Origin of the sequence: Kosmotoga pacifica (genome assembly GCF_001027025.1) — a bacterium.
GTDB lineage: Bacteria > Thermotogota > Thermotogae > Petrotogales > Kosmotogaceae > Kosmotoga_B > Kosmotoga_B pacifica.
Map to the genome: position 1 here is coordinate 1,025,472 of NZ_CP011232.1, position 22,962 is coordinate 1,048,433.

Here is a 22,962-nt window from a genome sequence, read left to right on the forward strand (position 1 = left end):
AGGGGGTATGGTAATGGAAAAGGTTATGATAAGGGTCAGAATGAGCCTTCATGATGCTCATTACGGTGGGAGCCTTGTAGATGGAGCAAAAATCCTACAGCTTTTTGGTGATGTGGCCACGGAATTGCTCATTCGTAATGATGGAGATGAAGGGCTCTTCCGTGCGTACGACAACGTGGAGTTCCTCGCTCCCGTGTATGCCGGTGATTACATTGAAGTAACGGGAGAAATTACTCATATTGGCAGGACATCAAGGAAGATGTTTTTTGAAGCGAGAAAGGTTATACAGGCACGACCGGATATCTCCGACTCAGCCGCTGAGGTCCTCAAGGAACCCATCGTAGTATGCAGGGCATCAGGAACGTGTGTCGTCCCGCTTGATAAGCAAAGAAAGGGAAGGTGAGTCCTTTGGAAAAGCTCATCATTACTGCGGCCATTACAGGCGCTGAAGTAACCCGCGAACAACAACCGAACCTTCCAATAACACCAGATGAAATAGCAGAGGAAGCCTACAGGTGTTATCTTGCAGGCGCATCTATTGTCCATGTGCACGCAAGAAAACCGGATGGTACACCCACTCAAGACTTTGAAATATATAGAGAGATAAAGAGAAAGATCGAAGCAAAATGCAATATTATTGTTCAACCTTCCACAGGTGGCGCTGTATGGCACAGCATCGAAGAAAGGATGCAGCCTCTGTACACAAACCCAGAAATGGCAACACTCTCTGCTGGTACCTGTAATTTTGGCAGCGACATTTTTATCAATCCCCAAGAATACATGGAAAGGTTCGCAGCTGAAATGAAAAAGAGAGGAATCAAACCAGAAATAGAGATCTTTGAGCGGGGGATGATTGAGAATGCCCTCAAGCTAGTTAAAAAGGGACTGATTGATCTTCCATTGCATTTCGATTTTGTCATGGGTGTTCCCGGAGCCATCCCTGCCACGATAAATGATCTGGTCTATCTTGTAGGTTGTATACCTGAAGGGAGCACATGGAGTGTTGCAGGAATAGGGCGCTTCGAATTGCCTCTGGCCCTTCACGCCATCGCCATGGGTGGACACGTCAGGGTAGGGTTCGAGGATAACATATACTATCGCAAAGGGGAACTAGCGAAATCCAGCGCTCAACTCGTAGAAAGAGTGGCCAGAATTTCAAGAGAATTCGGTAGGGAAGTAGCGACTCCAGACGAAGCGAGAAAGATATTGAATATAAACAGCAGGAGGTAACAGCATGAAAAAAGGATGTCCCTTCGGCAGCCACAGAGTGGTAGAACCAGTGGGTTCATTGCCACAGGCAGCCAGGAAAATCGACAACACCATGGAGCTGTACTCCAACGAAATTCTTGTTGACGTACAAACTTTGAACGTAGATTCTGCGAGTTTTACACAGATAAAAGAAGCCTGCCAGGGGGATAAAGATAGGATAGCCAGGATGATAAAAGATATAGTTAGGGAGCGTGGTAAACTCCAGAACCCGGTAACAGGATCTGGTGGGATGCTTATCGGCATGGTTGAAGCGATTGGGCCCGAATTGACTAACAGAGATCTGAAAGTGGGAGATAGAATTGCAACCCTCGTTTCCCTGTCTCTGACTCCTTTGCGGATCGATCGGATTAAAAGTATAAACATCGATACTGACCAGGTAGACATTGAGGGGAAGGCTATTCTCTTTGAAAGTGGCATATACGCCATTTTACCGGATGACATACCCGACAGATTGGCGTTGGCAGTTCTTGATGTAGCGGGTGCCCCAGCACAGGTGAATAAACTCGTCAACGAAGGGATGACGGTAGCGATCGTTGGTGGTGGCGGGAAATCTGGCGTGCTCTGTGCCTATCAAGCTAAGAAGAACGCAGGAAACAAGGGCAAAGTTATCATCATTGAACGTTCTGTAGAAAACGCGAGACGCATAGAAAAACTCGGAGTAGCAGATGAAATAATCATAGCCGATGCCACAAAGCCTGTTGAAGTCTATGAAAAAGTTTATGAAGTTACCGGTGGAGAACTCTGCGATGTGGTTATAAACAACGTGAACGTGGAGGCTACTGAAATGTCTTCCATACTCATCACGAAAGATGGAGGCACAGTTTACTTCTTCAGCATGGCGACTTCCTTTACCCGTGCCGCTCTAGGTGCCGAAGGTGTGGGGAAAGATATAACGATGATCATAGGTAATGGTTACACCCGCGGGCATGCCGAGCTCAGTTTAAATATTCTCCGCGAGGCACCCGCAATAAGAACACTCTTTGAGAAACTCTATCTGTGATGGAGGGTTAAAATGAGAGATTACAGAGAAATATCCCTTTGGAGGGGCGTTTCTGAAAAGGACTGGAACGACTGGAGATGGCAGGTAAGAAACCGCATAACGACCCTTAAGGAATTGAGACAGGTAATTAATATAACCGAAGAAGAAGCACATGGAATAGAAAACTGCTTGAAAACTCTCAGGATGGCCATTACACCGTATTATGCCACCTTGATGGATCCCGACAATCCCCGCTGCCCCATAAGAAGGCAGGCAGTTCCTACCGAAAAAGAACTTCAGGTCGGCAGATGGGATATGCTTGATCCTTTACACGAGGATGAAGATTCCCCGGTACCGGGCTTAACCCACAGATATCCCGATCGGGTACTTTTACTGGTCACCGACCAATGTTCAATGTACTGCCGTCACTGCACTAGAAGGCGCTTTGCAGGGCAACTGGACCGACCGAGACCGAAGAAAGATATCGATGCGGCTATTGAATATATCCGCGAAACTCCCAAAGTCCGAGATGTACTGCTCTCCGGGGGGGACGCTTTGTTACTGGATGTTGGAGTACTTGAGTACATACTGAAGGAATTGAGAAAGATTCCCCATGTGGAAATAATCAGAATAGGTACCAGAACACCCGTTGTCTTACCACAGAGGATAACTCCAGAACTCGTGAACATGTTAAAAAAATATCACCCTATCTGGTTGAACACTCATTTTAACCACCCTAAAGAGATTACCTCTGAATCCAGTAGGGCTTGTGAATTGCTGGCCGACGCGGGAATTCCTCTGGGAAATCAGAGCGTCCTTCTCAGGGGAATAAACGATAGTCCATACATCATGATGGAATTGGTTCACCAGCTCGTAAAGATCAGAGTCAGGCCATATTATCTGTACCAGTGCGACCTCTCAAATGGTATTTCCCATTTCCGCACTTCAATAAGGAAAGGTATTGCCATTATGGAATCCTTGATCGGTCACACTTCAGGGTTCTGTATCCCAACATTTGTTGTAGATGCCCCCGGTGGAGGTGGGAAAATCAGGGTGATGCCGCAATATATGGTTTCACAATCTGACAGAACAGTGGTGCTCAGAAACTACGAGGGTGTCCTCACGACATATCACGAGCCAGAAGACATAGAGAGCGATGTGGATGATACCGAATACAGAGTGAAATACAAACTGAGCGGTGTCGCCAAATTGCTTGATGGCAAGCAAATAAATCTGGAGCCTACGGAACTCGAAAGGCGCGAAAGGATGAAGCACTGGAAAGAACAAGGGGGGAAAGAAAGATGAAGTACACTGAGATAACACCCGGCTATATCTATGTGGAGGAGCGAGTTATCACAGATGAAATGGTCAGAAAATTCGCTGACATTACTGGAGACGACAACCCTATTCACCTTGATGAGGACTACGCTTCTAAAAGCATCTTCAAATCCAGAATCGCTCATGGTATCCTGACATTGGGACTTGTTTCCGCTGTTCTTGGAAGAAAATTTCCCGGACCGGGTACGATCTATCTTAAACAGGATGCGACTTTTAAGAGGCCTATATATATAGGTGAGAGAATCCGGATAAGAGTAGAAGTACTGGAAAAGATCGAGGAAAAGTCGAGGTTGCTCTTGTCAACGGAAGTTCTAAACGAAAAAGGCGAAAAAGCCCTTGTAGGAGAAGCGTTGGTTCTCTTCAGAGAGGAGGAGGTCGAATAAGCTTTGTTGAAAGGGTGTTGAGCGTCAGAAGTCTTTCAATAATTGGTCTTGAAAAAAACACAGGAAAGACCGAAAGTATGAAATATATAATCAGGCGCATTAAAGAAACGGATCCCCAACGCGTGCTTTGCCTGACTTCGATAGGGCTTGATGGGGAAGCTGTGGATCAAGTTACATTCACCCCCAAGCCAGAAGTTATTATCCATGAAGGCGATCTGTTTGCTACTTCCGAGGTTCACTACAGAGAAAAAAACTTTCTATCTGAAGTATTGTGGGTAAGCGCTTATAGAACAGCTTTGGGAAGAGTAGTCCTCTCAAGGGCTCTTGAAAAAGGGAAGGTCAAACTATCTGGTCCTTCTACCTTAAGTGGTCTAAAAGAACTGATGAAAGTGGCAAAAAAACAGGGCACAGATCTTTTTCTGCTAGATGGAGCCCTTTCCAGGAGGAGTTCCGCTTCTCCCTTCTTATGTGAAGGTGTAGTTTTAGCTACAGGTGCTGCACTTTCTCTTAACTTCAAAGAAATTATAAGGAAGACATTGCATCATGTCAGGCTTATGAATTTACCCATCGACCCGATGGCCAATCATATAGAAAAGTTCGATGAAGGGATATGGCTGATTAAAAAGGGAGTGTTCGAAAAACTCCCTTATAGAACGCTTCTAGGAGATACCAGTGCGATACTCGATCATATGAAACGGGGCAGCAAGCTCTATATCTCTGGCTCCCTCACGGAAGGCTTTATAAAGCGCCTTGTTGAAAGAAAACTTTCAGAAGGGACAACATTGGTTGTCAAGGATCACACAAAGATTTTTCTTTCTCCTGAAAGCATGGACCTCTTTCTTGAGAGCGGTGGAAGGCTCATGGTATTACGTAGCCCTAACCTTCTCGCAGTGACCTTCAATCCAATTTCCCCACAGGGGTACGTTTTGAACTCTGGAGCTGTTTTGACCGCTCTTAAAAAGGCTCTGGATGTACCTGTTATAGACGTCATGGAAGGTGAAAAAATTGGACAAAGAAAGACTCTTTGAGGTAACAGGCTTCAAATTTATTCTCAATAACCTTGAGTTGAAAACGGGTTTTGGCAGGAAAAAGCTGCAAACGCTCTCACTCATTAAAAAATCAAACTCCATCGCGAGAGAACTGGAAGAACTTACAAAATTTATTGAGCACTTCAATGCCGGGAACAACCTTGAACAGCTCAGAAAGGGGTTGTCTTCTGTACGGGACATATCCGGAACGATTGCAAGAGTCAGACGGGGAGAACTGCTGGATGATATCGATCTTTTTGAACTAAAGAACTTTCTGCTCACTTACGAAGAAATCAGGAAAAGCGTCTTCTTCCCAGAATTCCTATTCATACCTTCTGCAGAAGAGCTCATAACACTTCTCGATCCGGAAGGGCTCAGACTTAAAAACTTTCATATATACAGCGCCTATTCAAAAGAACTCGCTGCTGTAAGGCAAGAGAAAAGAGAACTGGTTTCAGTTCCAGAAACTCATAGAAGCGATAGACTTCTGGAAGAACTCAAAAAGTTAAAGCTCAGAGAAAGAGAATTGGAGGGCCGTATAAGAAAAGAACTCTCCAGGAAGCTTCACAAAAACGCGCAAAAAATAGTGGAGATAGCGGAGCTCATTGCGAAAGTCGACTTTCTTCAAGCAAAAGTCGAACTCGTGCAGAGGTTTGAGCTCACACGCCCAACGCTTTCGCGTGAGGCTATCAGCTTCCAGGGGCTTTTTAATCCCGAAGTCAGGGAAATCCTCAGATCCAGTGGTCGTGAATTTCAACCTGTCGATCTCAAACTGGAAAAGGGAATTTGCATTATTACTGGTGCGAACATGTGTGGTAAGACTGTACTTTTGAGGACCATTGCCCTCGCACAGCTGATGTTTCAACATGGTTTCTATATACCCGCAAGAAAAGCTGAACTTGTACCTTTTGATGGAATTTTCTTCTTCTCTGGAGACTATCAATCCTATAAAAAAGGGCTTTCCTCTTTCGCCGCTGAGGTACTGGAAATAAAGAAAGCTACCGGGCATATGGACGAACAGTGGCTCATACTCTTTGATGAACTCGCAAGAAATACCAATCCAGATGAAGGTAAGGCGCTGGTGATAGCCATCGCCGAAGCATTCGCTAAAAGCGATTGTTATACAGTCGTAACGACACACTACGATGGTGTTGTCAGAAGTGGTATGAGACATTACCGAATAAAAGGTCTGAAAGAAAAACTTCCCGAGACCATTGAGACACCCATGGCACTCGTTGACCATGTTGATTATTCTCTTGTTGAATTGAATGAAAGGCATGAGAGAGTTCCGCACGAAGCACTTAAGATAGCGAAAATGTTCGGGCTGGACGAGAAAATAATCGAAAGGGCAGAATGGATTCTTTCAAAGGAGGAAGACAACAGTGAAAAGTAAACTCGGCCTGGATTTCAATAAAGTGAACCACGCGAGGGGACTCGCTAAAGATATAGCACTTGATGTCCAAAAATTTGTGGATCAGCATACCACTGTGAGTGTTGAAAGGACGATATGTCGACTTCTAGGAATCGATGGCGTGAATGAAGCGGGTGTTCCTTTACCCAACGTTGTAGTGGACCAAATCCAAGAGAGAGGTCTCCTGGGTGATGGAATAAGCCTCTTTCTGGGCAATGCAATCATCGAGACGGGGCTATCCCCTCAGGAAATAGCGGAAGAAATCGGAAAAGGCAGACTTGATATAACCAAGCTTCCAATGCATAATCTTGACAGTATAAAAGCTGCTCTTGAGCCCCTTGTAGATGAAAGCGTTGCTTTCATAAGAGACAATCGCAGGAAACGCAGGGAACTGATCAAGAAACTTGGAGAAGGTCCACAACCATATCTCTATGTGATTGTCGCTACTGGTAACATATACGAGGACGTCATTCAGGCCCAGGCAGCTGCAAGACAGGGGGCTGACATAATAGCGGTGATCAGGTCCACAGGTCAAAGTCTTCTTGACTACGTCCCCTATGGCCCAACAACGGAAGGCTTCGGTGGGACCTTCGCCACCCAGGAAAATTTCAAAATCATGCGAAAAGCCCTCGATGAAGCCGGTGAAGAAGTGGGAAGGTATATCCGACTATGTAACTACTGTTCGGGACTATGCATGCCCGAAATAGCGGCCATGGGAGCTTTAGAAAGACTCGATGTAATGCTCAACGACGCACTATATGGCATCCTCTTCAGAGATATAAACATGCAAAGAACGATGATCGATCAATTCTTCTCACGGGTTATAAATGGTTTTGTGGGTGTGATAATTAATACCGGTGAGGACAATTACCTCACTACAGCTGATGCTTACCAGGCAGCGCACACTGTACTTGCATCCCAGTTCATTAACGAACAACTTGCCCTCATCGCAGGTATACCCGAGGAACAGATGGGACTTGGACACGCTTTTGAAATGAACCCTGACATAGAAAATGGTTTTCTCTACGAGCTGGCTCAAGCGCAAATGGCTCGGGAGATATTTCCAAAAGCTCCATTGAAGTATATGCCTCCTACAAAGTACATGACTGGCAACATCTTCAGAGGGCATATTCAGGACGCCCTTTTCAATGTTGTATCCATCTGGACAAAACAAGGTATACAGCTTCTCGGTATGCTCACCGAAGCTATACATACCCCCTTTATGTCTGATCGGTACCTCTCTATAGAAAACGCAAGATACATCTTTAATAACATGCGAAACCTCGGAGATGAGATCCAATTCAAAGAGGGTGGGATCGTTCAACAAAGGGCACGACAGGTCCTTCAGGAAGCGACAGAACTGCTTAAAAAAATAAAAGAGCTGGGACTCTTTGGTGCTCTTGAACAGGGGATTTTTGCGGATATAAAACGAAGCAAAAACGGTGGCAGAGGACTGGAAGGTGTCGCAGAGAAGACTGGCAACTATTTCAACTTGTTCATCCCAAGGATGCTGGAGGGTGAAAGAACATGAGTGGACTCTACTCGATGGAAAGAAAGAATTTCGATAAGACACTTGATTTGAAAGCAATTAAACCTTATGGAGATACGATGAACGATGGTAAAGTTCAGCTCAGCTTCACCCTACCTGTTAAAGCGGGCGAGGAAGCTGTGGAGGCTGCAAAACAGCTGATGAAAAAAATGGGATTGACCAATCCTCAGGTCGTTTATTGGAAGGAACTCACTTCAGGTTTTACCTTCTTTGTGGCTTATGGAGAATGTGTACATACCGTTGATTATACCGCCATAAAAGTACCTAAAGTGACGGTCAAGAAGATGAGCATGCAGGAAATAGACACCTTCATACGGGAAAATATCGGTAGAAAAATCGTTGTCATTGGAGCCAGCACCGGCACAGATGCCCATACAGTCGGTATTGATGCCATAATGAATATGAAAGGCTTCGCAGGTCACTACGGCCTTGAACGTTACGAGATGTTCGAAGCGTACAATTTGGGAAGTCAGGTCCCTAATGAAGAATTTGTCGCCAAAGCCGTGGAACTAAATGCCGATGCTCTCCTCATTTCCCAAACCGTTACTGCAAAAGACGCGCACATAAAAAACATGACCGAACTTGTGGAGCTCCTAGAGGCTGAAGGGATTCGCGATAGAGTTATTCTCATCGCTGGTGGCGCCAGGATAACACATGAACTCGCAAAAGAGTTGGGATATGATGCTGGCTTCGGACCCGGAACCTTCGCTGAGGATGTCGCATCGTTCATAGCCCACGAACTTTATAGAAGGACAAAAGGAGAATGAATTTAATCCTCCTCCCCCGGGTGAGTTTGGCTCACCCCCTTTAAAATGTTACAATTTGAACATCATTACACGAGGGGTGAGAGAATGAGGACGCTTGTAGTTATAAATCCCATGGCTTCGAATGGAAAGTCTTTGAAGGACTACAAAGAGAAAATACAGGCGCTCCTGAAAGAAAAAATTGGTCAGTTTGAAGAGAGATTCACTGAGGGACCAGGCGATGCCATCGAGATGGTCAGACAGGCAAATGAGTTCGATAGAATTGTGAGTGTCGGAGGCGATGGTACGCTTAACGAGGTAGTCAACGGTGTCATGCTTTCTGACACAAAGCCATTGATTGGTATGATAGGTGTGGGAACAGGCAATGATTTTTCGAGAACATTTTCTATTTCCTCCGACTACGAGTCCATGGTCGAACGTGTTGCAGGTAACAATGTTTTTGAAAGCGATATTTTAAAAGTCGAATTCAGTGATTTTGAAGGAAAGCGGCAAACGAGATACGCTATCAACGTGGTCGGCGCGGGATTTGATGCTGATGTCACTAATAGAATGAACAGATCGAGGATAAAGGTACGTGGTAAATTAACATACTTTGTTTCATTTCTAATTGAATTCATAAGAACAAAAAGCTATTCCCTGGATTTTATAATCGATGGAAAAAAGCTGCACAAAGATTGTTTTTTCACGGCTTTTGGAAATGGAAAATTCTTTGGAGGTGGCATGAAAGCTTGTCCTTCCGCAGTACCTGATGACGGTAAGATAGATGTTATGGGGATTGAAAAAATGAACAAACTCAGGTTACTTTATCACTTTCCGAAAATATATCGGGGGCTGCATATCACTGTTCCAACTGTTTTTGAATTCCCGGCTGAGAATGTAGAAGTATATTCAAAAGACGGCAGAAGAGTAATGATCGAAATGGATGGTGAAGTCATCGGGACTTTACCGCTAAAAATAAGCGTAGAACCTAAAGCTGTGAGGATTTTAATCTGAAAATTCAAGTCTTAATATGCCTGCATTGAACTCTAGAAACGTTTTTATATTTGCAAAGGGATCACCGATTATTCTTTCGTCTTTGCCAATTAAGGACTCTTTGAGTCCGCCTGTTTCAAATCTCTTTATACTGGAATTCGCGTTGACATGTACCTTCACATTTTTTGGAAGAAAAACATGAAACTTTTCGATGCCTCCATCTACCCGAAGAGTTAGAGGATGCATCTTCGAGAGAAGGAGGTCAAACTCCATTACACCGGCTTCTATTTCCATGCTGTCGACCTTCAATCCAGAGAGATCCAGCTTACCCTTCAACAAGCCACCATTAAGAACGATTCTGTATAGTACATCTGGAAAGAGCTTCAAAATCATGGTGTTTTTCCCTCGCTGGAACCAGATGTCGTTAATCTTGATGTCATAATGGACTACACCATTTCGAGTGCTTTTCTTCACTGAGAGTTTTTCTGAGCCAGACATCTCATAGTCAATTATTCCCACTGTGTCTTCAGAAAAGCTTCCGCTTACCGTTTCCAGATTCACCTGGCAAATACCAGCAGCGATATTCAACTCGACCACTACATTATTCTTTCGAACTTCTTCAGCGAAGAGTTGTTGTGTACCGGAACTGAGGAAAAAATTAATAGGCGCCGGCCATAGCAAAAGGAAAAACAGATATGCCACAATCAGCATAGCATTAACATATTTCAGCCATTTCAATCCCTTTATACCTGAAAGCAGGCTGATACCAATAAAAACGAGGATCAACGGCCAGGTCACTACGAAGTTTTCGGTAAAATTGGTCAATGAGCTGATACTAAAATAACCGAAAACTGTAAGAATGCCAATAAAAATGAGAAATATCCCGAGAGCAAGCCTCATAACTTCACTCTTTTCTTATCGACCTGAAGATAATATAACCACCCCCAGCTATAAAGAAAAGCCCCAGCACAAATTTCCAGAAGAAAATACTGAATGTTCCTGGGAGCAGCAGAAAAAGTCCAATAACAATCACACCAATGGCTATCAAAAGTTTTCCCGTGTTCTCATTGAAATGTACCTTTTCCACGTGTACAGCATCATTCTCAACAGGTTCATCTTCCCCTAAGGGTTCCCGTGGTATGATGATCATTGCAAGTATGTACAGCAAAATACCTGTTCCCCAGATAAAAGCTGTGAGAGCCCACAATAGTCTTACGATTGTGGAATCTACCTCCAAATATTTGGCCAGTCCGCCACAAACACCATCAATAACCTTATCCTTTCTTGATTTATAAAGGTGCTTCACCGTCACACCTCCCCTGTTTGTATCGATAATAGCATAAACGTTGTGCTATTCAAAAAAGCGGTCTTTCGACCGCTTTTAACTTTCACTTTCCACCTTTAAAATGCTACAATCAAACTTCCTGAGCTCTACGTCGATCATCTCCAGTGTATCCAGCGTATCCAATTCGATGATGACTCTGTTTTTCTCCAAAATTGCTTCACGGTTCAGCAATTTTCTGATGGTTTCAACGGCTTTTTGCGCTTTTTGCGTATCTTCAAGCCCTTCGAGCGTTAAAACAACACGCATCATATCCCTCCATTTTTTTAATCACTACAATGTTGCCATTGACAGGGACTTCAGTCAAGGGTACTTTCAAAGGTTTCTTTCTTAAAATAATGTGAAATGCCCCACAAAAGATAAACAGCGCTGTAAAACTGGTAAGACTTCTTTAAGGTAAAGCGCTTCCTTTCCTGTTAGAATTACGAATAGTGAACGTGATGTCCCGATGATATAGAATCATGCTAACCCCACCCCTGTTCGAAAGATTCCCCGTCTTGAACACAGAAGCAGCCCCGATATCGGGGCTGCTTCTGTTTTAAACCATCAGTATATATCAAATTCCACGCGATAAAATACTTTACCTTCAGAAGCTGTTTGAAGACCTCCCGGAAGAAACACTGCATCAGTAGGGATAACTGAAGAGGTGTTCGTTGCATTCTTAAGTGTTCCCTGTACCATATCGAAGTTCACATCATCTGTGGTGAATGCGACAATAGTGTAGTGCCCATCAGAGAATGTATAAGCCACTCCATAATGGGTGGTATCGATGTCTCTACCTATTATGCTGATATCTTGAGGAACCGCGGAATCAAGCAAAATTTTATTTTCCATGCCGGTAACGAGTACTTTCAAATTATAAGCAACCTGAATTGCTTTCGCTTTCCTAATAGCGTTCATTGCAACGGGCGTTATTGTAGCTATCAACGCAGCCATAACTGAAAGGACGATGAGCATTTCGATCAGTGAGAAACCTTTTTTTCTGCGCATAAAATACCCCCTGATTATGATAATGTAAGCGATTCTATTTTACACACCGAAAAATATGGAAAAATTGGCCAAAAATTTCAATGATGAAAAAAAATATACAACATTTCTTACAGTTAAACCAACATACTTCAATGTATAATATCGTATAACTTAATTTTAACAATAATCGCTTATAATGAAGCTATGAAACTGGAAAAGATGCTGAAGCGGGAAGCTATCGAGGCATTTAAAAAAAGAAAAAGGGTGCTCATAAGAGAAGTACATAGGCTCAGGGAAATAGTGGATATCCTTAAAAATGTTGAAAATCCAGTTTTGTACGAAGCTCTGCTCGAAGTTGCGACCGTACGCGCTGTTAAGACCGTGCAGAATAGCGGTTATACATTCAAGAAATTCAGGCTTTTTCTCAAAAGCAACCTTCTCAAACCCTTCAAAAAAAGGATATCCCGGGTAATCGTAGATCTTGAACGACATGAAAATGAACTCACAGAGACGATTAAAAAGGTTAAAGACTATCGGGACCATCTTGTTGTGCATCTTGATCCCAGGTTTGCCTTCAATGAAAAAGATACTGAAAAAGCCTCTTTGAGAGAAATCGAGAAAATTCTAACGTATCTCGAAGCAAATGTGAAAGAACTATTTGAAAAAGAATATTAATAATATAAAAAGGGGATCAGAGATCCCCTTTTTCACTGGCGGGGACGACGAGACTCGAACTCGCGGCCACCGGTGTGACAGACCGGCATGATAACCATCTTCACCACGTCCCCGACGTTAAAAATTTTACAACAGCATCCCCCATCTGTCAACAGGGTGAAGATATGCATAGGTTTTCTCAATTGCGCAGTTTCCTGGGTACAATCAAAGCAAACGTATTCCCACCTGTTTCGGTCACATGTATTGTGAACCTCATTCCGTGCTGAAAAATTATCGACCGCAGGAGGAGACTCTGGTAAGCGTCATCGAGCCTTTCAGGAACACTCAACAGTTCATCAATCTCCTCTTCCAACATTTTTTTACCAGTATCTCTTATTGTGAGCAGATATTCCTTTTCCCCACTATTGAGCCTGACGCTTATAGTTCCTGTTTTATTTCCGGATTCTGTGATGTTCTTCAGGGCGCGCTCAAGTAATAAAGAAAATAGAATATTGAGTCTATCACTCTCACCTTGAATAAGATGTGGATTCCAGGAATCAGGCATAAGTTCGACATTGATTCCTTTAGGTAGCTTTCTCCGGAAGGAATTTAACAGATTTTTCAAAAGGTTCAATAAGTCGATTTCCTTTTCAGGAATAGGAGGGGAAACCACTTCACTGAATATTTTGAGGGTATCTTCTAAACCTATAAGTCTCTTCTGAATGTCATCAAATAAATCCTTTATTTCACTGTCTTTGCACTTCTCAAACAACTCCCTATTAGCTCTCGAAACCAGGTCAATGGACTTCTCGATGGCTTCCTCCATTCGGTGAGTGAGTTTCGTGACAAACTCAGTATCTTCCAGCGTTATTCTTCGGGACACAGCGATTTTCATGCCCGCGTTGGACTGTTTTATATCACTGTATAGTTTAATGAGCTTAATCCAGAAATCTACCAGCAGCCTGAAGGAGATTTCCGATTCTTTGCCGATGCGATATTTAATCATAAGGTTTCGGGATGTGCCACCATTTATAGCTACTTCGGTTACGTTCTGTCCTGAGTTGCCAAAGTCTACTTTTCCACTATCATCTACTACACTTAGTCGGCTTACAACTCCATATTCAAAAAGCTTCTTTCCCGTCTCGGTGGCAAATTCAAAAACATCAGCCCCTGTGATCAACAGCCTGTTCAACGTGGCAAGGAGTTCTATTTCCAGCTTTCGGATGACATTTCTTACTTCCCTGTCTCCGCTGACAAGCTCGTCCTTGATATTTTCAAGATTCCTCTTCCAGAATTCGACGATAAAAGTTCCTTTTTCCGCTGGCAAAAAAACCACAGCATAATACTCTCTGCTTCCCGTTACGACCTTCCTGTGCCTTCTGTCAAAAAAGGTAACCGGATACCTGTTCTTTATGGCACTGAATATGACATCATGGAAGTTAATGTTGATGAGTTCAAAGACGTTTTCAACATCACCGAATTCTGATTCAAACCGCGGGTTTCTGTACAGAATATTACCGCAGGTATCTATCCCAACAACCGAGAAGGTTATGAATTTGAGCAGCTTTTCAACCATTTATGATCTCCTCCAGCCTCTTCACCATCGCCGCATAGGTCTTTTCATCAAAAGCCAGGAGCACGTATCCGTGGACTTCTATTTCTTTTATCTCGAAATATACTTTGGTGAAGAAAAACTCTTTCTTTACGAGTTCAGGGTCCTGCTCAACGGTGACCATCGTGGGGAGTTCGAACTCCACGATCGTGTTCATGAAACTCGCAAACACCGAGATTATGTTACCGGAAATGATATTCCCCACTTCAAGAAATGAGTCCACGAGATCATATTCCTGATAGTCGTTGAAGACTTCCGGACTTTCCAGAACAGCGAGAAATTTTAGAAATTCCTTCCCTAGCATGGTGAAATAAAAATTCGCATTGAAGGGGTCTCCTTTCACCCGCTGTCGCATCAGAAAATAGGGTTTTTCGAGTCTGTTGCCAAAAACGCCCTTGTATATTTCTGTGATTTTCAGTTCAACTGTCATTCCGGAGAGGTCTGCAAGTACTCTTGCTGCTTGAGAAGCTCCAAGACGGAGTATTTCTTTAAGGTCGTTAAGAATCCTTTTTTCCGGCATAGTATGCCTCCCTTAAGCTGATAATCTTTTCGTTAGTTAACGGTTTGTCCAGAAAGAACCTCACACCCATTTTATACATTTTCTCCTTGACCTTTTCCTGAACATTGGCGCTCAGCACTACCAGAAAGACTTCAGACGTTCTCTCTCTGATCGCTTTTATCACATCTTCCCCCAAAAGTCCGGGCATGAGGAGATCGGTGATCACCATTTGAAATTCGTTTATTTTCCCGATAAAGTCTTCGAATTCAACGGGTCCAATTGTGGTGACTTCGGCTTCAGGAAAGTGTATCTTTAAGTATCTAAGGGTTATCCTCCGTGCAAGGCCCGAATCGTCGATAAACAGGATTTTCATGCGTTTACCCCCTCCGGGATTCTTTTCTGCGTATGATATAATCATTATACCAAATTATTAATCTGTCTTTTTTATTCTGGAGGCTGGTCTTTTGATGAACAAAGGGTATATTTTGACCCTCCTGAATTCTTCTGATCCTTTGGAAAAGCTACGTGCTCTGAAACTTATACGTGAAGAAGGACTCTATGATCTGGCTGAAACGATGGTAGAGATGCTAAAAAGAGAAAACGATGAAATGATAATCGAGACCATTGTCGATACACTTAAGGAGTTCAATGTTCCTGAAGTGTCGCAGAAAGTCGTAACTCTGTTTGATGAAAAAGAACTGTATCTAAAAGATCTAGCTGTACTCATCCTCACCCATCATTACAAAGCAGCCATTCCAGTTTTGCGTGAAAAGCTAAAAAGCAATGACAAGCACCAGCGAAAGTTGGCTCTGGATGCGCTTATTTTGATGAACAAACCCGAACTCGTTGATACGATCGCTGTGGCACTGGAAGATGACGAGGTCAACAACGTTATTGCAGCGGTGGAAGCAATTGGAGCCCTCGAAGGAGAAAAATACGCTTCAAAGATTCTCGATATCCTGAGAAATACCGAAGACAGCTTTTTGAAGATGACGTGTTTAGAGGTATTGACAAAAATTGGCAACGAAATTATTTTCAAAGAAGTCAACATCCTATTCCCCGAACCATCAACTCTTCCTGAATTTCTCCTTGTACCATACCTGAAACTAGCAACGAAGTTCCCTTATAGAGACTACCTAGCTGTGCTTCTGGAGCTGATGAAAGAAAAGGGTCAGGAATTACACCGTGAAGTCATGGAACTCGCTGAAAGTTATATCAAAACGAATAAAGAGCTCACAGGCAAAGAGAAGAAGAGCCTATGTGCTGCCCTTTGGCAACTTCATGATAGCAATATCCCTCCGATGAGCAAATATGAGATCCTGAGGCTTGTGGGAACAGTGAAATGCGACTACTTTGAAGATAGACTCATCTCTCTTCTCCAAAGCGAAGACCTATTCGAACAGATCGGTGCCATTGAAGCTTTAGTAGCACTCAAAACGCAACGTGCAATCAAAGCAATAGAAGATGCGATTTCGAAAGCTTCATCACCGGAGTTCCGTGAAATAGCACGCGAGGCGATAAAAAAAGTGAGTGAGTAAGATGGAATTTAATATCCGTGACTTCGATACATTGAGAAACATACTTTATCGAAAGAGCGGAATATACCTCGACAACGATAAATTCTTGTTTCTCAAACGTAGAGTCAGTCAGCGTATAGATGATCTGGGGCTTTCTTCCTTTTCTGACTATTTGAAATTCCTGAAGGATCTCGACAAAAAGGGTGTTGAGCTACAGAAGCTCATTAACCTAATCACCATCAATGAGACTTACTTTTTCAGAGAATTTGGTCAGTTGAGAGTGTTTGGAGAGATCTGTTTACCAGAGGTTGCCAGGCAGAACGACAAAGTGAAAGTGCTGTCTGCTGGCTGCTCTACTGGCGAGGAAGTTTATACACTATCCATCATCTGTCGTGAGATGTTGCCAAAGGGGTATGATTATGAAATTGTGGGAGCTGACATAGATAAAATAGCACTGGAAAAAGCCAGGAACGGACTGTACGATAACAGGTCTGTTAAGGATGTACCTGACCTTTATCTCGATAGATATTTTGAAAGAACTGAAAATGGGTACCTGGTGAAGGATATGTTGAGAAAAAACGTGAAATTCGTCTTTTTGAACCTGAAAAACAGTGACAATTTATTGAATCTTGGAAGAGACTTCGATTTTATTTTCTGCCGGAATGTTCTGATGTATTTTCCAATGGAAGACAGAAGACGGATTGTGGAAAGCTTCTATTTCATGTTGAAACCTGAAGGGTTTATTTTCCTCGGTGCGTCAGAATTTCTGAGTAGAATCACGAGGGCTTTTAAAATGAAAAAGATCGGCAACATATACGCGTACATGAAGCCAAAGGGGTGATTTGGTGCCGAAAATACTGCTTATTGATGATTCGAGCATTACGCGTAACTTCCATTCATATATATTGAAGTCCGCAGGCTTTGAAGTCTCTGAAGCTATAGATGGAGCCGAAGCGTTGGACCTGCTGTTCTCACAGAGTGATTTCGATTGTGTGATCACTGACCTGAACATGGTCGGTATGGATGGTATAACAATGATAAAAAAAATAAGAGAGAGTGAGGACTTCAAAGAACTCCCTATAATCATTATAACAACTCTTGATCGTCCAGAAGACAGACGCGAAGGGATAGAGGCAGGAGCGGATTTTTATTTGGTCAAGCCCGTTGATCCACAACTACTCGTCGAAAGCGTTAAGCTCGCCGTTGGGAAGTGACAGGATGCAGGAAAAAGAATTATTAAGTAGGATTCTGGAGCTGATGGAAGGACTTTTGGAGAATAAAGAACGACTCCCTGAAATAAAGGAACTACTCCGTAAACTCAGAAAACCTGAAATAGCCGACGAGATCGAAGCTATCCTGTCAGAAATCGAAGGGAAACAAAACATAGATGAAATAAAAGCAGAGCAATCCAGCACCAGCATTGATAACAACACTTTCGAGCTTGACAGTGAAATGACGGAGGAATTTGTCTCAGAATTTTTTGAAGAAGCTCAAAGACATATCGAGGAAATAGAAAACCTTCTTCTGGAGATTGAAGAGACGTTTTCCACCGAAAAACTGAAGGAAGTAATGAGACACTTTCATACAATAAAAGGGGATTCTTCTCTGGTAATGAACATGGTACCTACAGGTGCCCGGAGGGAACAACTTGAATTGATTCATAAGTTGTCCCATGCATTGGAGGATATTTTTCAACAGGCCCAGCATGAAGATCCCTCCTATACTCGTGACAGACTTGACAGTATTTTTCAAGTACTGGGATCGATGAAAGCTGTCATACAGCAAAGTGAAGAGATTTCAGTCCTCAAGAGTCTTCTAGAAAAAGTACGCATGCTTTCCGATAGTTCAAAAACAACCATCAGGCCAAAGACAGCTCTTCAAAATATCCTGGAACAGTTTCTTGAGCTTTCCAGGGATTCATCACTGGAACCCCGGTATCTGCAAAGGCTTGCTTTGAATGTAAAGAAAAGCCTCAAAAGAGCTGGTGAAAACGAAATTAGCAAGCTTGTAGATAACATAATGGAATCTCTCGAGAAGAAAGATTTAAAAAGGGTTGAAGAAGACATACAGATCTTTGAGAGGTGGCTTGGAAAAAGAAAAAGCATTGCCGAAACCCCGCCGATAAAGACAAAAAGTGGCGCGCAGGAAAAATTCATCAGAATCGAACGCGATAAGCTCGATGCCCTACTAAACGAAGTGTCGGAACTTTCAAATCTCGTTTTCGCTCTGGAGCAGACTGAAGAACCTTCAGTCCGGAAGAACCTCGTTGGTCAATTGAGAAAGTTGAGTTCCAGATTAAGTAAGGCGGTCATCTCCACCAGGGCCATACGGGTGAATGAGCTCTTCAATAAATTTAAGCTAACAGTCAGAGATTTCGCGAGAAAACAATCAAAGAAGGTTCGACTGCACATAGAGGAAACAGATGTTGAAATAGATAGAGATATAGCAGACAGTCTCATCCCCCTCCTGACTCATCTTTTGAGGAACGCAATAGACCATGGTATCGAGAGTTCAGAAGAAAGGAAGAGGGCTGGGAAAACTGAAAATGGTAATATTTTCCTCAGAGCAGAATATAAAGGTGGGTTCATTTTCATAGATGTCGAAGACGATGGAAGGGGTATTTCTGTGCCTTTCGTGAAAGAGAAACTGGTCAAAAATAAGTTGATAACCGCAGAACAGGCAGAAAGGTTATCGGAACATGAAATTCTCAATTACCTGTTTTCTCCGGGCTTCAGCACTTCAGAAGAAGTTTCCGAAGTGTCTGGAAGGGGTGTGGGACTTGATGTTGTTAAAAAAACTGTCGAAGACATGGGAGGAAAGGTATTTTTAAATACTGAACCAGGGAAGGGAACAAAATTCACAATGGTTATCCCTTTGTCCCTTTCCATCGTGAAATGCATTCTCTTCAAGGTTTCCGGTCGGAAGTACGCTATAAAATCCGACGAAGTCATGAGAACGCTTACCTTCAGTTCCTCCCAGATAATCGATTATGGAGACTATTCGCTTTTGAAAATTGGAAATAAAGGTATCCCATTACTTTACCTGTCTGAACTTCTGGAAGACAATAAAACTCGTCCGGACGTTGATAGCTCCGTTCCCGCTTTTGTATTACTCGACAAAAATGGAGAAGAAATCGCTCTCGCAGTTGATAGCATTATTTCTGAGGGAGAATTCCTTATTAAACATCTGTCAGGCTTACTGCAGGGGCTTTTCAGCGGGGTGATTTCCCTCGGGAAGGATGAACTTGCATTGCTCATTGACCTGAACGCTCTGGTGGATATGGTTTAAATTATTTTTTGTGTGTAAACCAAGGGAGGTTATACCCGGTGAGAAACAAAATTCTCGTGGTCGACGACAGCACAATGTGGAGGAATAGCATAAAAATTGCCCTTGAAAAGGCAGGGTTCACCGTTGAAACAGCCGTTGATGGTATCGATGCACTGAACAGATTCTTTCAATTTCTGCCGGACGTAGTCGTCACGGACTATCTAATGCCGAGGATGAATGCCATACAGTTGACACAGCTATTGCGAAGCTATTCCAGCTTCAAGAATGTGGGTATTCTCATATTGACTGGTACTTCAGATCGTGTGAATGGATTCTGGGCACATAAAAGTGGCGCTAACATGTTCTTGAAAAAGTCGGAAAACCTGAAAGAACTTTTGTCGAAAATCATAAAATTTTCGGAAAACGAATCCTTTTACTGTGACTGGCATAGAGATGTATACAAAATCCACAGAGAACCCTTCGGCGAACTATCCGATGCGCTGGAAGAAAAGTTGAAAATAGAGGCTATAAACAGAGAGATCCTTTCGTTTCTTGAAAACCTTGAAGATGAAGAGAGGATCATTAAGAGAGTAACCGCCCTGATGAAAGAGTTTTCCAGATTCAATATCGCTTTGTGGTTGCTTATTTCACCGACCGCTGGGCGCATATACAGCTTTCCCCATATTGGAAACCTTTCAGAAGAGTTGAGGAAACTTTTGCTGGGCAAAATGATTGGCCCCCTGACTCCTTCAGAATGGCATGCAAAAGGAATATCACCGAAACTACAACCAGTAAAATTCAAAGATGTTTCCGTTTTTCCTCTAAAATCCTCCGGTACAGAACACGGTGTGGTGCTAATTGAAGGCGTTGAAAACAAAGGTTCTCTGGAATATTTTATGGATTACACGCTGGAAAGCATGGGACTCCTCGCGTACACTTTAAACATCTTCTGGGAGCAAAGAGCCGCCTCTGAAATTGATTTTCTCACCTCCTTATACAGTCGGAGGGTTGGAATCGCTAAATTAAAAGAACTACTTGCCCTCCACAAAAGGACAAACATACCCTTTGTCGTTGGTATGCTCGACATTGACGATTTCAAAGTCATAAACGATTCTTACGGTCACAATGTTGGAGACGCCGTACTCCGGGAATTTGGCAGGATAATCAAGCACTCCCTCCGTGAGACTGATTTCGCCTTTCGATATGGTGGTGAAGAATTTCTGCTGATTTTTCAGGCCTCGAACCTCGAAGAAGCCAGAAATGCCATTGAGCGTTTGAGGAAAAACTTCTTTGATGTAAACTGGAAAGGATTACTTGGTACAGATACCCCTGTAACTTTCAGCGCAGGACTCGCTGCAGCAAACAGAGATATGGATCTATACGATATTATAGAAAAGGCCGACAGGGCGCTTTACAAAGCCAAAGCTTCTGGAAAAAACTGCGTAAAAATAGAATGATGGGGGTGGAAACATGGCAGAGAGGAAAAAACTGGAAGTACCAAAATCTTACACAAAAGAAAATAAAGACGTTTCAAAACTCGCAAAGAAGGAAGCTGAAAAAAAGGCGAAGGAACGCGCTAAAGCTCGTGCTGAAGCGAAAAAACTCGCCGCTGCAGAACGCGTTTCTTCCGCCGCTGAGGAGCTTCTCTCCAGTGTTCAGGAAATTACTTCGGCCAGTGAAGAGCTCAATAGATCCATGATGCAAATTGCTGCTGGCGCCGAGCAATCCTCCTCTGCGGCTGAAGAGACGAGAGTAGCTATAAACCAGATCAATAAGAATATCAAAGATATTCTCGATATGGTCGATGACATCTTCGAAAGTTCTAAGATAAGTCAGGTCAGAGTAAACACAATGATAGAAGGCGTGAGCACAGTCTTAGCCTCACTTTCTGAGATCTCTAAAAGGAATGAAGCTTCTGCAAAGACCATTGAACGTCTAAGGGAAAAGAACAATAGCATCAAAGAAATAGTATCCATCGTTGCTGAAATCGCCGACCAGGTGAGTTTGTTATCGTTGAACGCTGCTATTGAAGCCGCCAGAGCCGGGGAACATGGAGCGGGGTTTGGAGTTATAGCGGATGAAATAAGAAAATTTGCTGAAATGGCGGAAAACATGGCGCTTGAAGTCTCTAAAAAAGCCGACGAAATTCGACTGGCAGTTGATAGGGTCGTAAAAAACATGGAAACTATCGTCTCCGATACTCTAAAAGATGTGGAAGACAGCAAAGAGATCACTGAACAGTTCAAAGAGATCATCGGAAAATACGACAAGCTCGTAGAACACCTGAAGACTTTGACCCAATTTATCAACCGGATCAGTGATATATCCAGTGAGTTTCTCGCCGGTGCACAGCGGATTGCAGCGGCTGCGGAAGAGCTGAGTTCCGCCACGGAAGAATCTTCAATGTCGATAAATGAGCAGGTCAAAGCCCTTTCAGAGATCAATCTTGCAGCTCAGGAGTTAGTGGAGCTGTCTTCTGATTTGAAAGGTGCCACCGATCCTCAGAAAGCAGCGGAGATTCTGGCAGCAGCTGCAGAAGAGCTTTCCGCTAATATCGATGAAGCATCTGCCAGCTCTGAGCAGATTAGCACAGCCCTCAAACAACTCAACTATTCAAGTTCAGAGCTCTCTCACCAGATGGAGAAAATGGAGAAAATGGGAAAAGAAGCGCTACAACTGTTGATGAAACTGGATAGCATTGTTGCAGATGATATTAAGATGTTGAATTCACTTCTGAGTGTGGTGCGATCAAACAGGAAAAAGGTAGAGGCCCTCATAAAGAGGATAGATATCTCCCGAAAAACATTCGGGGAAATAGCTGACAATCTACTCGAGCTTACAAACAGCACCCGTGAAATAAATAAAAATGTGGGAAAAATCGATAAGATAGCTATTCAAACGAGCATGCTGGCCGTGACAGGCTTCGTGGAAGCTGCGAGAGCTGGAAAGCCTGGTGAGGGGTTTTCGGTCGTCTCCGCAGACATAAGGGAACTTGCTGAAGAAACCGCCCGTAATAGCGAAGAAATAGAATCAACAGTTTATGCTATTCAGCGAGAAGTTGATCAGGCATATTTTGAAGTTGCTGACAACGGCCGCATAGTGATGTCTGAAGCTTTGAAATCCGAAAAATTAATACAGTCTTTGAATGAAGTGGAGAATATCACTAATTCTCTTTCAGACAAACTTGAAAAAATAGGATCCTTGATAGCCGAAATGGTCAATGGAATGGAAGAAATCCAGAAATCCGTGGAACAGATAAACAGCTCAACAATGGAAAGTTCTTCCGCAATCGAAGAAACATCCAGAGCTGCCGAAGAACAATCGAAAGGTATGATGGAGCTGGCGAAGTCCATTGAAGAGATTGCCGCTGTTTCCGATGAGCTCCGTTTCAGATGGTAATCCGGGGTGA

At 43.2% G+C, this 22,962-nt stretch carries 24 protein-coding genes and 1 tRNA gene; 17 read left to right on the forward strand and 8 right to left on the reverse strand.

The features are described 5' to 3' along the window. The first annotated feature begins 13 nt into the window (after nucleotides 1-13). The 10 genes from kal to IX53_RS04800 all read left to right on the forward strand — a co-directional run bounded on the left by kal (nucleotide 14) and on the right by IX53_RS04800 (nucleotide 9,714). Complete coding sequence (kal, locus tag IX53_RS04755; RefSeq protein ID WP_082128474.1) at nucleotides 14-403, forward strand: 3-aminobutyryl-CoA ammonia lyase; 390 nt, start codon at nucleotides 14-16, stop codon at nucleotides 401-403. Between the two features lie 5 nt (nucleotides 404-408). Beyond that, the gene (gene kce, locus IX53_RS04760) at nucleotides 409-1,230 is read left to right on the forward strand and encodes a 3-keto-5-aminohexanoate cleavage enzyme (protein WP_047754371.1); all 822 of its coding nucleotides are present in this window, start codon (nucleotides 409-411) and stop codon (nucleotides 1,228-1,230) included. A gap of 4 nt (nucleotides 1,231-1,234) precedes the next feature. Continuing rightward, on the forward strand, nucleotides 1,235-2,269 hold the full coding sequence (gene kdd / locus IX53_RS04765; RefSeq protein ID WP_047754372.1) for an L-erythro-3,5-diaminohexanoate dehydrogenase: 1,035 nt from the start codon (nucleotides 1,235-1,237) through the stop codon (nucleotides 2,267-2,269). Nucleotides 2,270-2,281: 12 nt separating this feature from the next. After that, entirely contained in the window at nucleotides 2,282-3,553 is a 1,272-nt protein-coding gene (gene kamA / locus IX53_RS04770; RefSeq protein WP_047754373.1) for a lysine 2,3-aminomutase, read from the forward strand. Then, a complete protein-coding gene (locus tag IX53_RS04775) occupies nucleotides 3,550-3,969 on the forward strand; it encodes a MaoC family dehydratase (protein WP_047754374.1) in 420 nt (139 codons plus the stop codon). The genes kamA and IX53_RS04775 overlap by 4 nt, the downstream gene beginning before the upstream one ends. A gap of 17 nt (nucleotides 3,970-3,986) precedes the next feature. Then, entirely contained in the window at nucleotides 3,987-4,997 is a 1,011-nt protein-coding gene (kamB, locus tag IX53_RS04780; protein ID WP_156173106.1) for a lysine 5,6-aminomutase reactivase subunit KamB, read from the forward strand. Beyond that, nucleotides 4,966-6,390, forward strand: a complete 1,425-nt coding sequence (gene kamC / locus IX53_RS04785; protein ID WP_156173107.1) for a lysine 5,6-aminomutase reactivase ATPase KamC — start codon at nucleotides 4,966-4,968, stop codon at nucleotides 6,388-6,390. The genes kamB and kamC overlap by 32 nt, the downstream gene beginning before the upstream one ends. Beyond that, nucleotides 6,380-7,939 (forward strand): lysine 5,6-aminomutase subunit alpha, encoded by a 1,560-nt coding sequence (kamD, locus tag IX53_RS04790; protein WP_047754376.1) that lies wholly within the window; start codon nucleotides 6,380-6,382, stop codon nucleotides 7,937-7,939. Before kamC ends, kamD begins: the two co-directional genes overlap by 11 nt. Then, nucleotides 7,936-8,724, forward strand: a complete 789-nt coding sequence (gene kamE, locus IX53_RS04795) for a lysine 5,6-aminomutase subunit beta (protein WP_047754377.1) — start codon at nucleotides 7,936-7,938, stop codon at nucleotides 8,722-8,724. Before kamD ends, kamE begins: the two co-directional genes overlap by 4 nt. Nucleotides 8,725-8,808: 84 nt before the next feature. Next, nucleotides 8,809-9,714 (forward strand): diacylglycerol/lipid kinase family protein, encoded by a 906-nt coding sequence (locus IX53_RS04800; RefSeq protein ID WP_047754378.1) that lies wholly within the window; start codon nucleotides 8,809-8,811, stop codon nucleotides 9,712-9,714. On the opposite strand, the gene IX53_RS04805 is transcribed toward IX53_RS04800, so the two are convergent. The 4 genes from IX53_RS04805 to IX53_RS04820 all read right to left on the reverse strand — a co-directional run bounded on the left by IX53_RS04805 (nucleotide 9,706) and on the right by IX53_RS04820 (nucleotide 12,025). Next, nucleotides 9,706-10,593: a hypothetical protein gene (locus IX53_RS04805; RefSeq protein WP_047754379.1), complete on the reverse strand. Its 888-nt coding sequence runs from the start codon at nucleotides 10,591-10,593 to the stop codon at nucleotides 9,706-9,708. The two genes, IX53_RS04800 and IX53_RS04805, sit on opposite strands and share 9 nt — an antisense overlap. Before the next feature lie 4 nt (nucleotides 10,594-10,597). Further along, a complete protein-coding gene (locus IX53_RS10775) occupies nucleotides 10,598-10,999 on the reverse strand; it encodes a PspC domain-containing protein (RefSeq protein WP_047754380.1) in 402 nt (133 codons plus the stop codon). Nucleotides 11,000-11,074: 75 nt separating this feature from the next. Continuing rightward, a complete protein-coding gene (locus IX53_RS04815; protein WP_047754381.1) occupies nucleotides 11,075-11,284 on the reverse strand; it encodes a hypothetical protein in 210 nt (69 codons plus the stop codon). 297 nt (nucleotides 11,285-11,581) lie between these two features. Further along, entirely contained in the window at nucleotides 11,582-12,025 is a 444-nt protein-coding gene (locus IX53_RS04820) for a type II secretion system protein (RefSeq protein WP_047754382.1), read from the reverse strand. Between the two features lie 183 nt (nucleotides 12,026-12,208). Here IX53_RS04820 and IX53_RS04825 point away from each other — a divergent pair, with 183 nt between their 5' ends. Beyond that, nucleotides 12,209-12,679: a hypothetical protein gene (locus IX53_RS04825; RefSeq protein ID WP_047754383.1), complete on the forward strand. Its 471-nt coding sequence runs from the start codon at nucleotides 12,209-12,211 to the stop codon at nucleotides 12,677-12,679. Nucleotides 12,680-12,715: 36 nt separating this feature from the next. Here IX53_RS04825 and IX53_RS04830 read toward each other — a convergent pair. From IX53_RS04830 to IX53_RS04845, 4 genes are all read right to left on the reverse strand, one after another. Next, nucleotides 12,716-12,792, reverse strand: a tRNA-Asp gene (locus tag IX53_RS04830). A gap of 65 nt (nucleotides 12,793-12,857) precedes the next feature. Continuing rightward, nucleotides 12,858-14,234 (reverse strand): ATP-binding protein, encoded by a 1,377-nt coding sequence (locus IX53_RS04835; RefSeq protein WP_047754384.1) that lies wholly within the window; start codon nucleotides 14,232-14,234, stop codon nucleotides 12,858-12,860. Beyond that, complete coding sequence (locus tag IX53_RS04840) at nucleotides 14,227-14,790, reverse strand: hypothetical protein (RefSeq protein ID WP_047754385.1); 564 nt, start codon at nucleotides 14,788-14,790, stop codon at nucleotides 14,227-14,229. Before IX53_RS04840 ends, IX53_RS04835 begins: the two co-directional genes overlap by 8 nt. Continuing rightward, entirely contained in the window at nucleotides 14,768-15,142 is a 375-nt protein-coding gene (locus IX53_RS04845) for a response regulator (protein WP_047754386.1), read from the reverse strand. The genes IX53_RS04840 and IX53_RS04845 overlap by 23 nt, the downstream gene beginning before the upstream one ends. A gap of 94 nt (nucleotides 15,143-15,236) precedes the next feature. Here IX53_RS04845 and IX53_RS04850 point away from each other — a divergent pair, with 94 nt between their 5' ends. The 6 genes from IX53_RS04850 to IX53_RS04875 are packed head-to-tail and all read left to right on the forward strand — an operon-like array spanning nucleotide 15,237 to nucleotide 22,952. Beyond that, nucleotides 15,237-16,307, forward strand: coding sequence for a HEAT repeat domain-containing protein (locus IX53_RS04850; RefSeq protein ID WP_169746194.1), 1,071 nt, complete (start codon nucleotides 15,237-15,239; stop codon nucleotides 16,305-16,307). A 1-nt stretch (nucleotide 16,308) separates the two neighbouring features. Further along, a complete protein-coding gene (locus IX53_RS04855) occupies nucleotides 16,309-17,127 on the forward strand; it encodes a CheR family methyltransferase (RefSeq protein WP_047754388.1) in 819 nt (272 codons plus the stop codon). A gap of 4 nt (nucleotides 17,128-17,131) precedes the next feature. Next, a complete protein-coding gene (locus tag IX53_RS04860; RefSeq protein WP_047754389.1) occupies nucleotides 17,132-17,500 on the forward strand; it encodes a response regulator in 369 nt (122 codons plus the stop codon). A 4-nt stretch (nucleotides 17,501-17,504) separates the two neighbouring features. Then, nucleotides 17,505-19,574: a chemotaxis protein CheA gene (locus tag IX53_RS04865; RefSeq protein WP_047754390.1), complete on the forward strand. Its 2,070-nt coding sequence runs from the start codon at nucleotides 17,505-17,507 to the stop codon at nucleotides 19,572-19,574. 38 nt (nucleotides 19,575-19,612) lie between these two features. Next, nucleotides 19,613-21,010: a GGDEF domain-containing response regulator gene (locus IX53_RS04870; protein ID WP_053001191.1), complete on the forward strand. Its 1,398-nt coding sequence runs from the start codon at nucleotides 19,613-19,615 to the stop codon at nucleotides 21,008-21,010. A 13-nt stretch (nucleotides 21,011-21,023) separates the two neighbouring features. Then, nucleotides 21,024-22,952, forward strand: coding sequence for a methyl-accepting chemotaxis protein (locus tag IX53_RS04875; RefSeq protein WP_047754391.1), 1,929 nt, complete (start codon nucleotides 21,024-21,026; stop codon nucleotides 22,950-22,952). The last annotated feature ends 10 nt before the right edge of the window (nucleotides 22,953-22,962 follow it).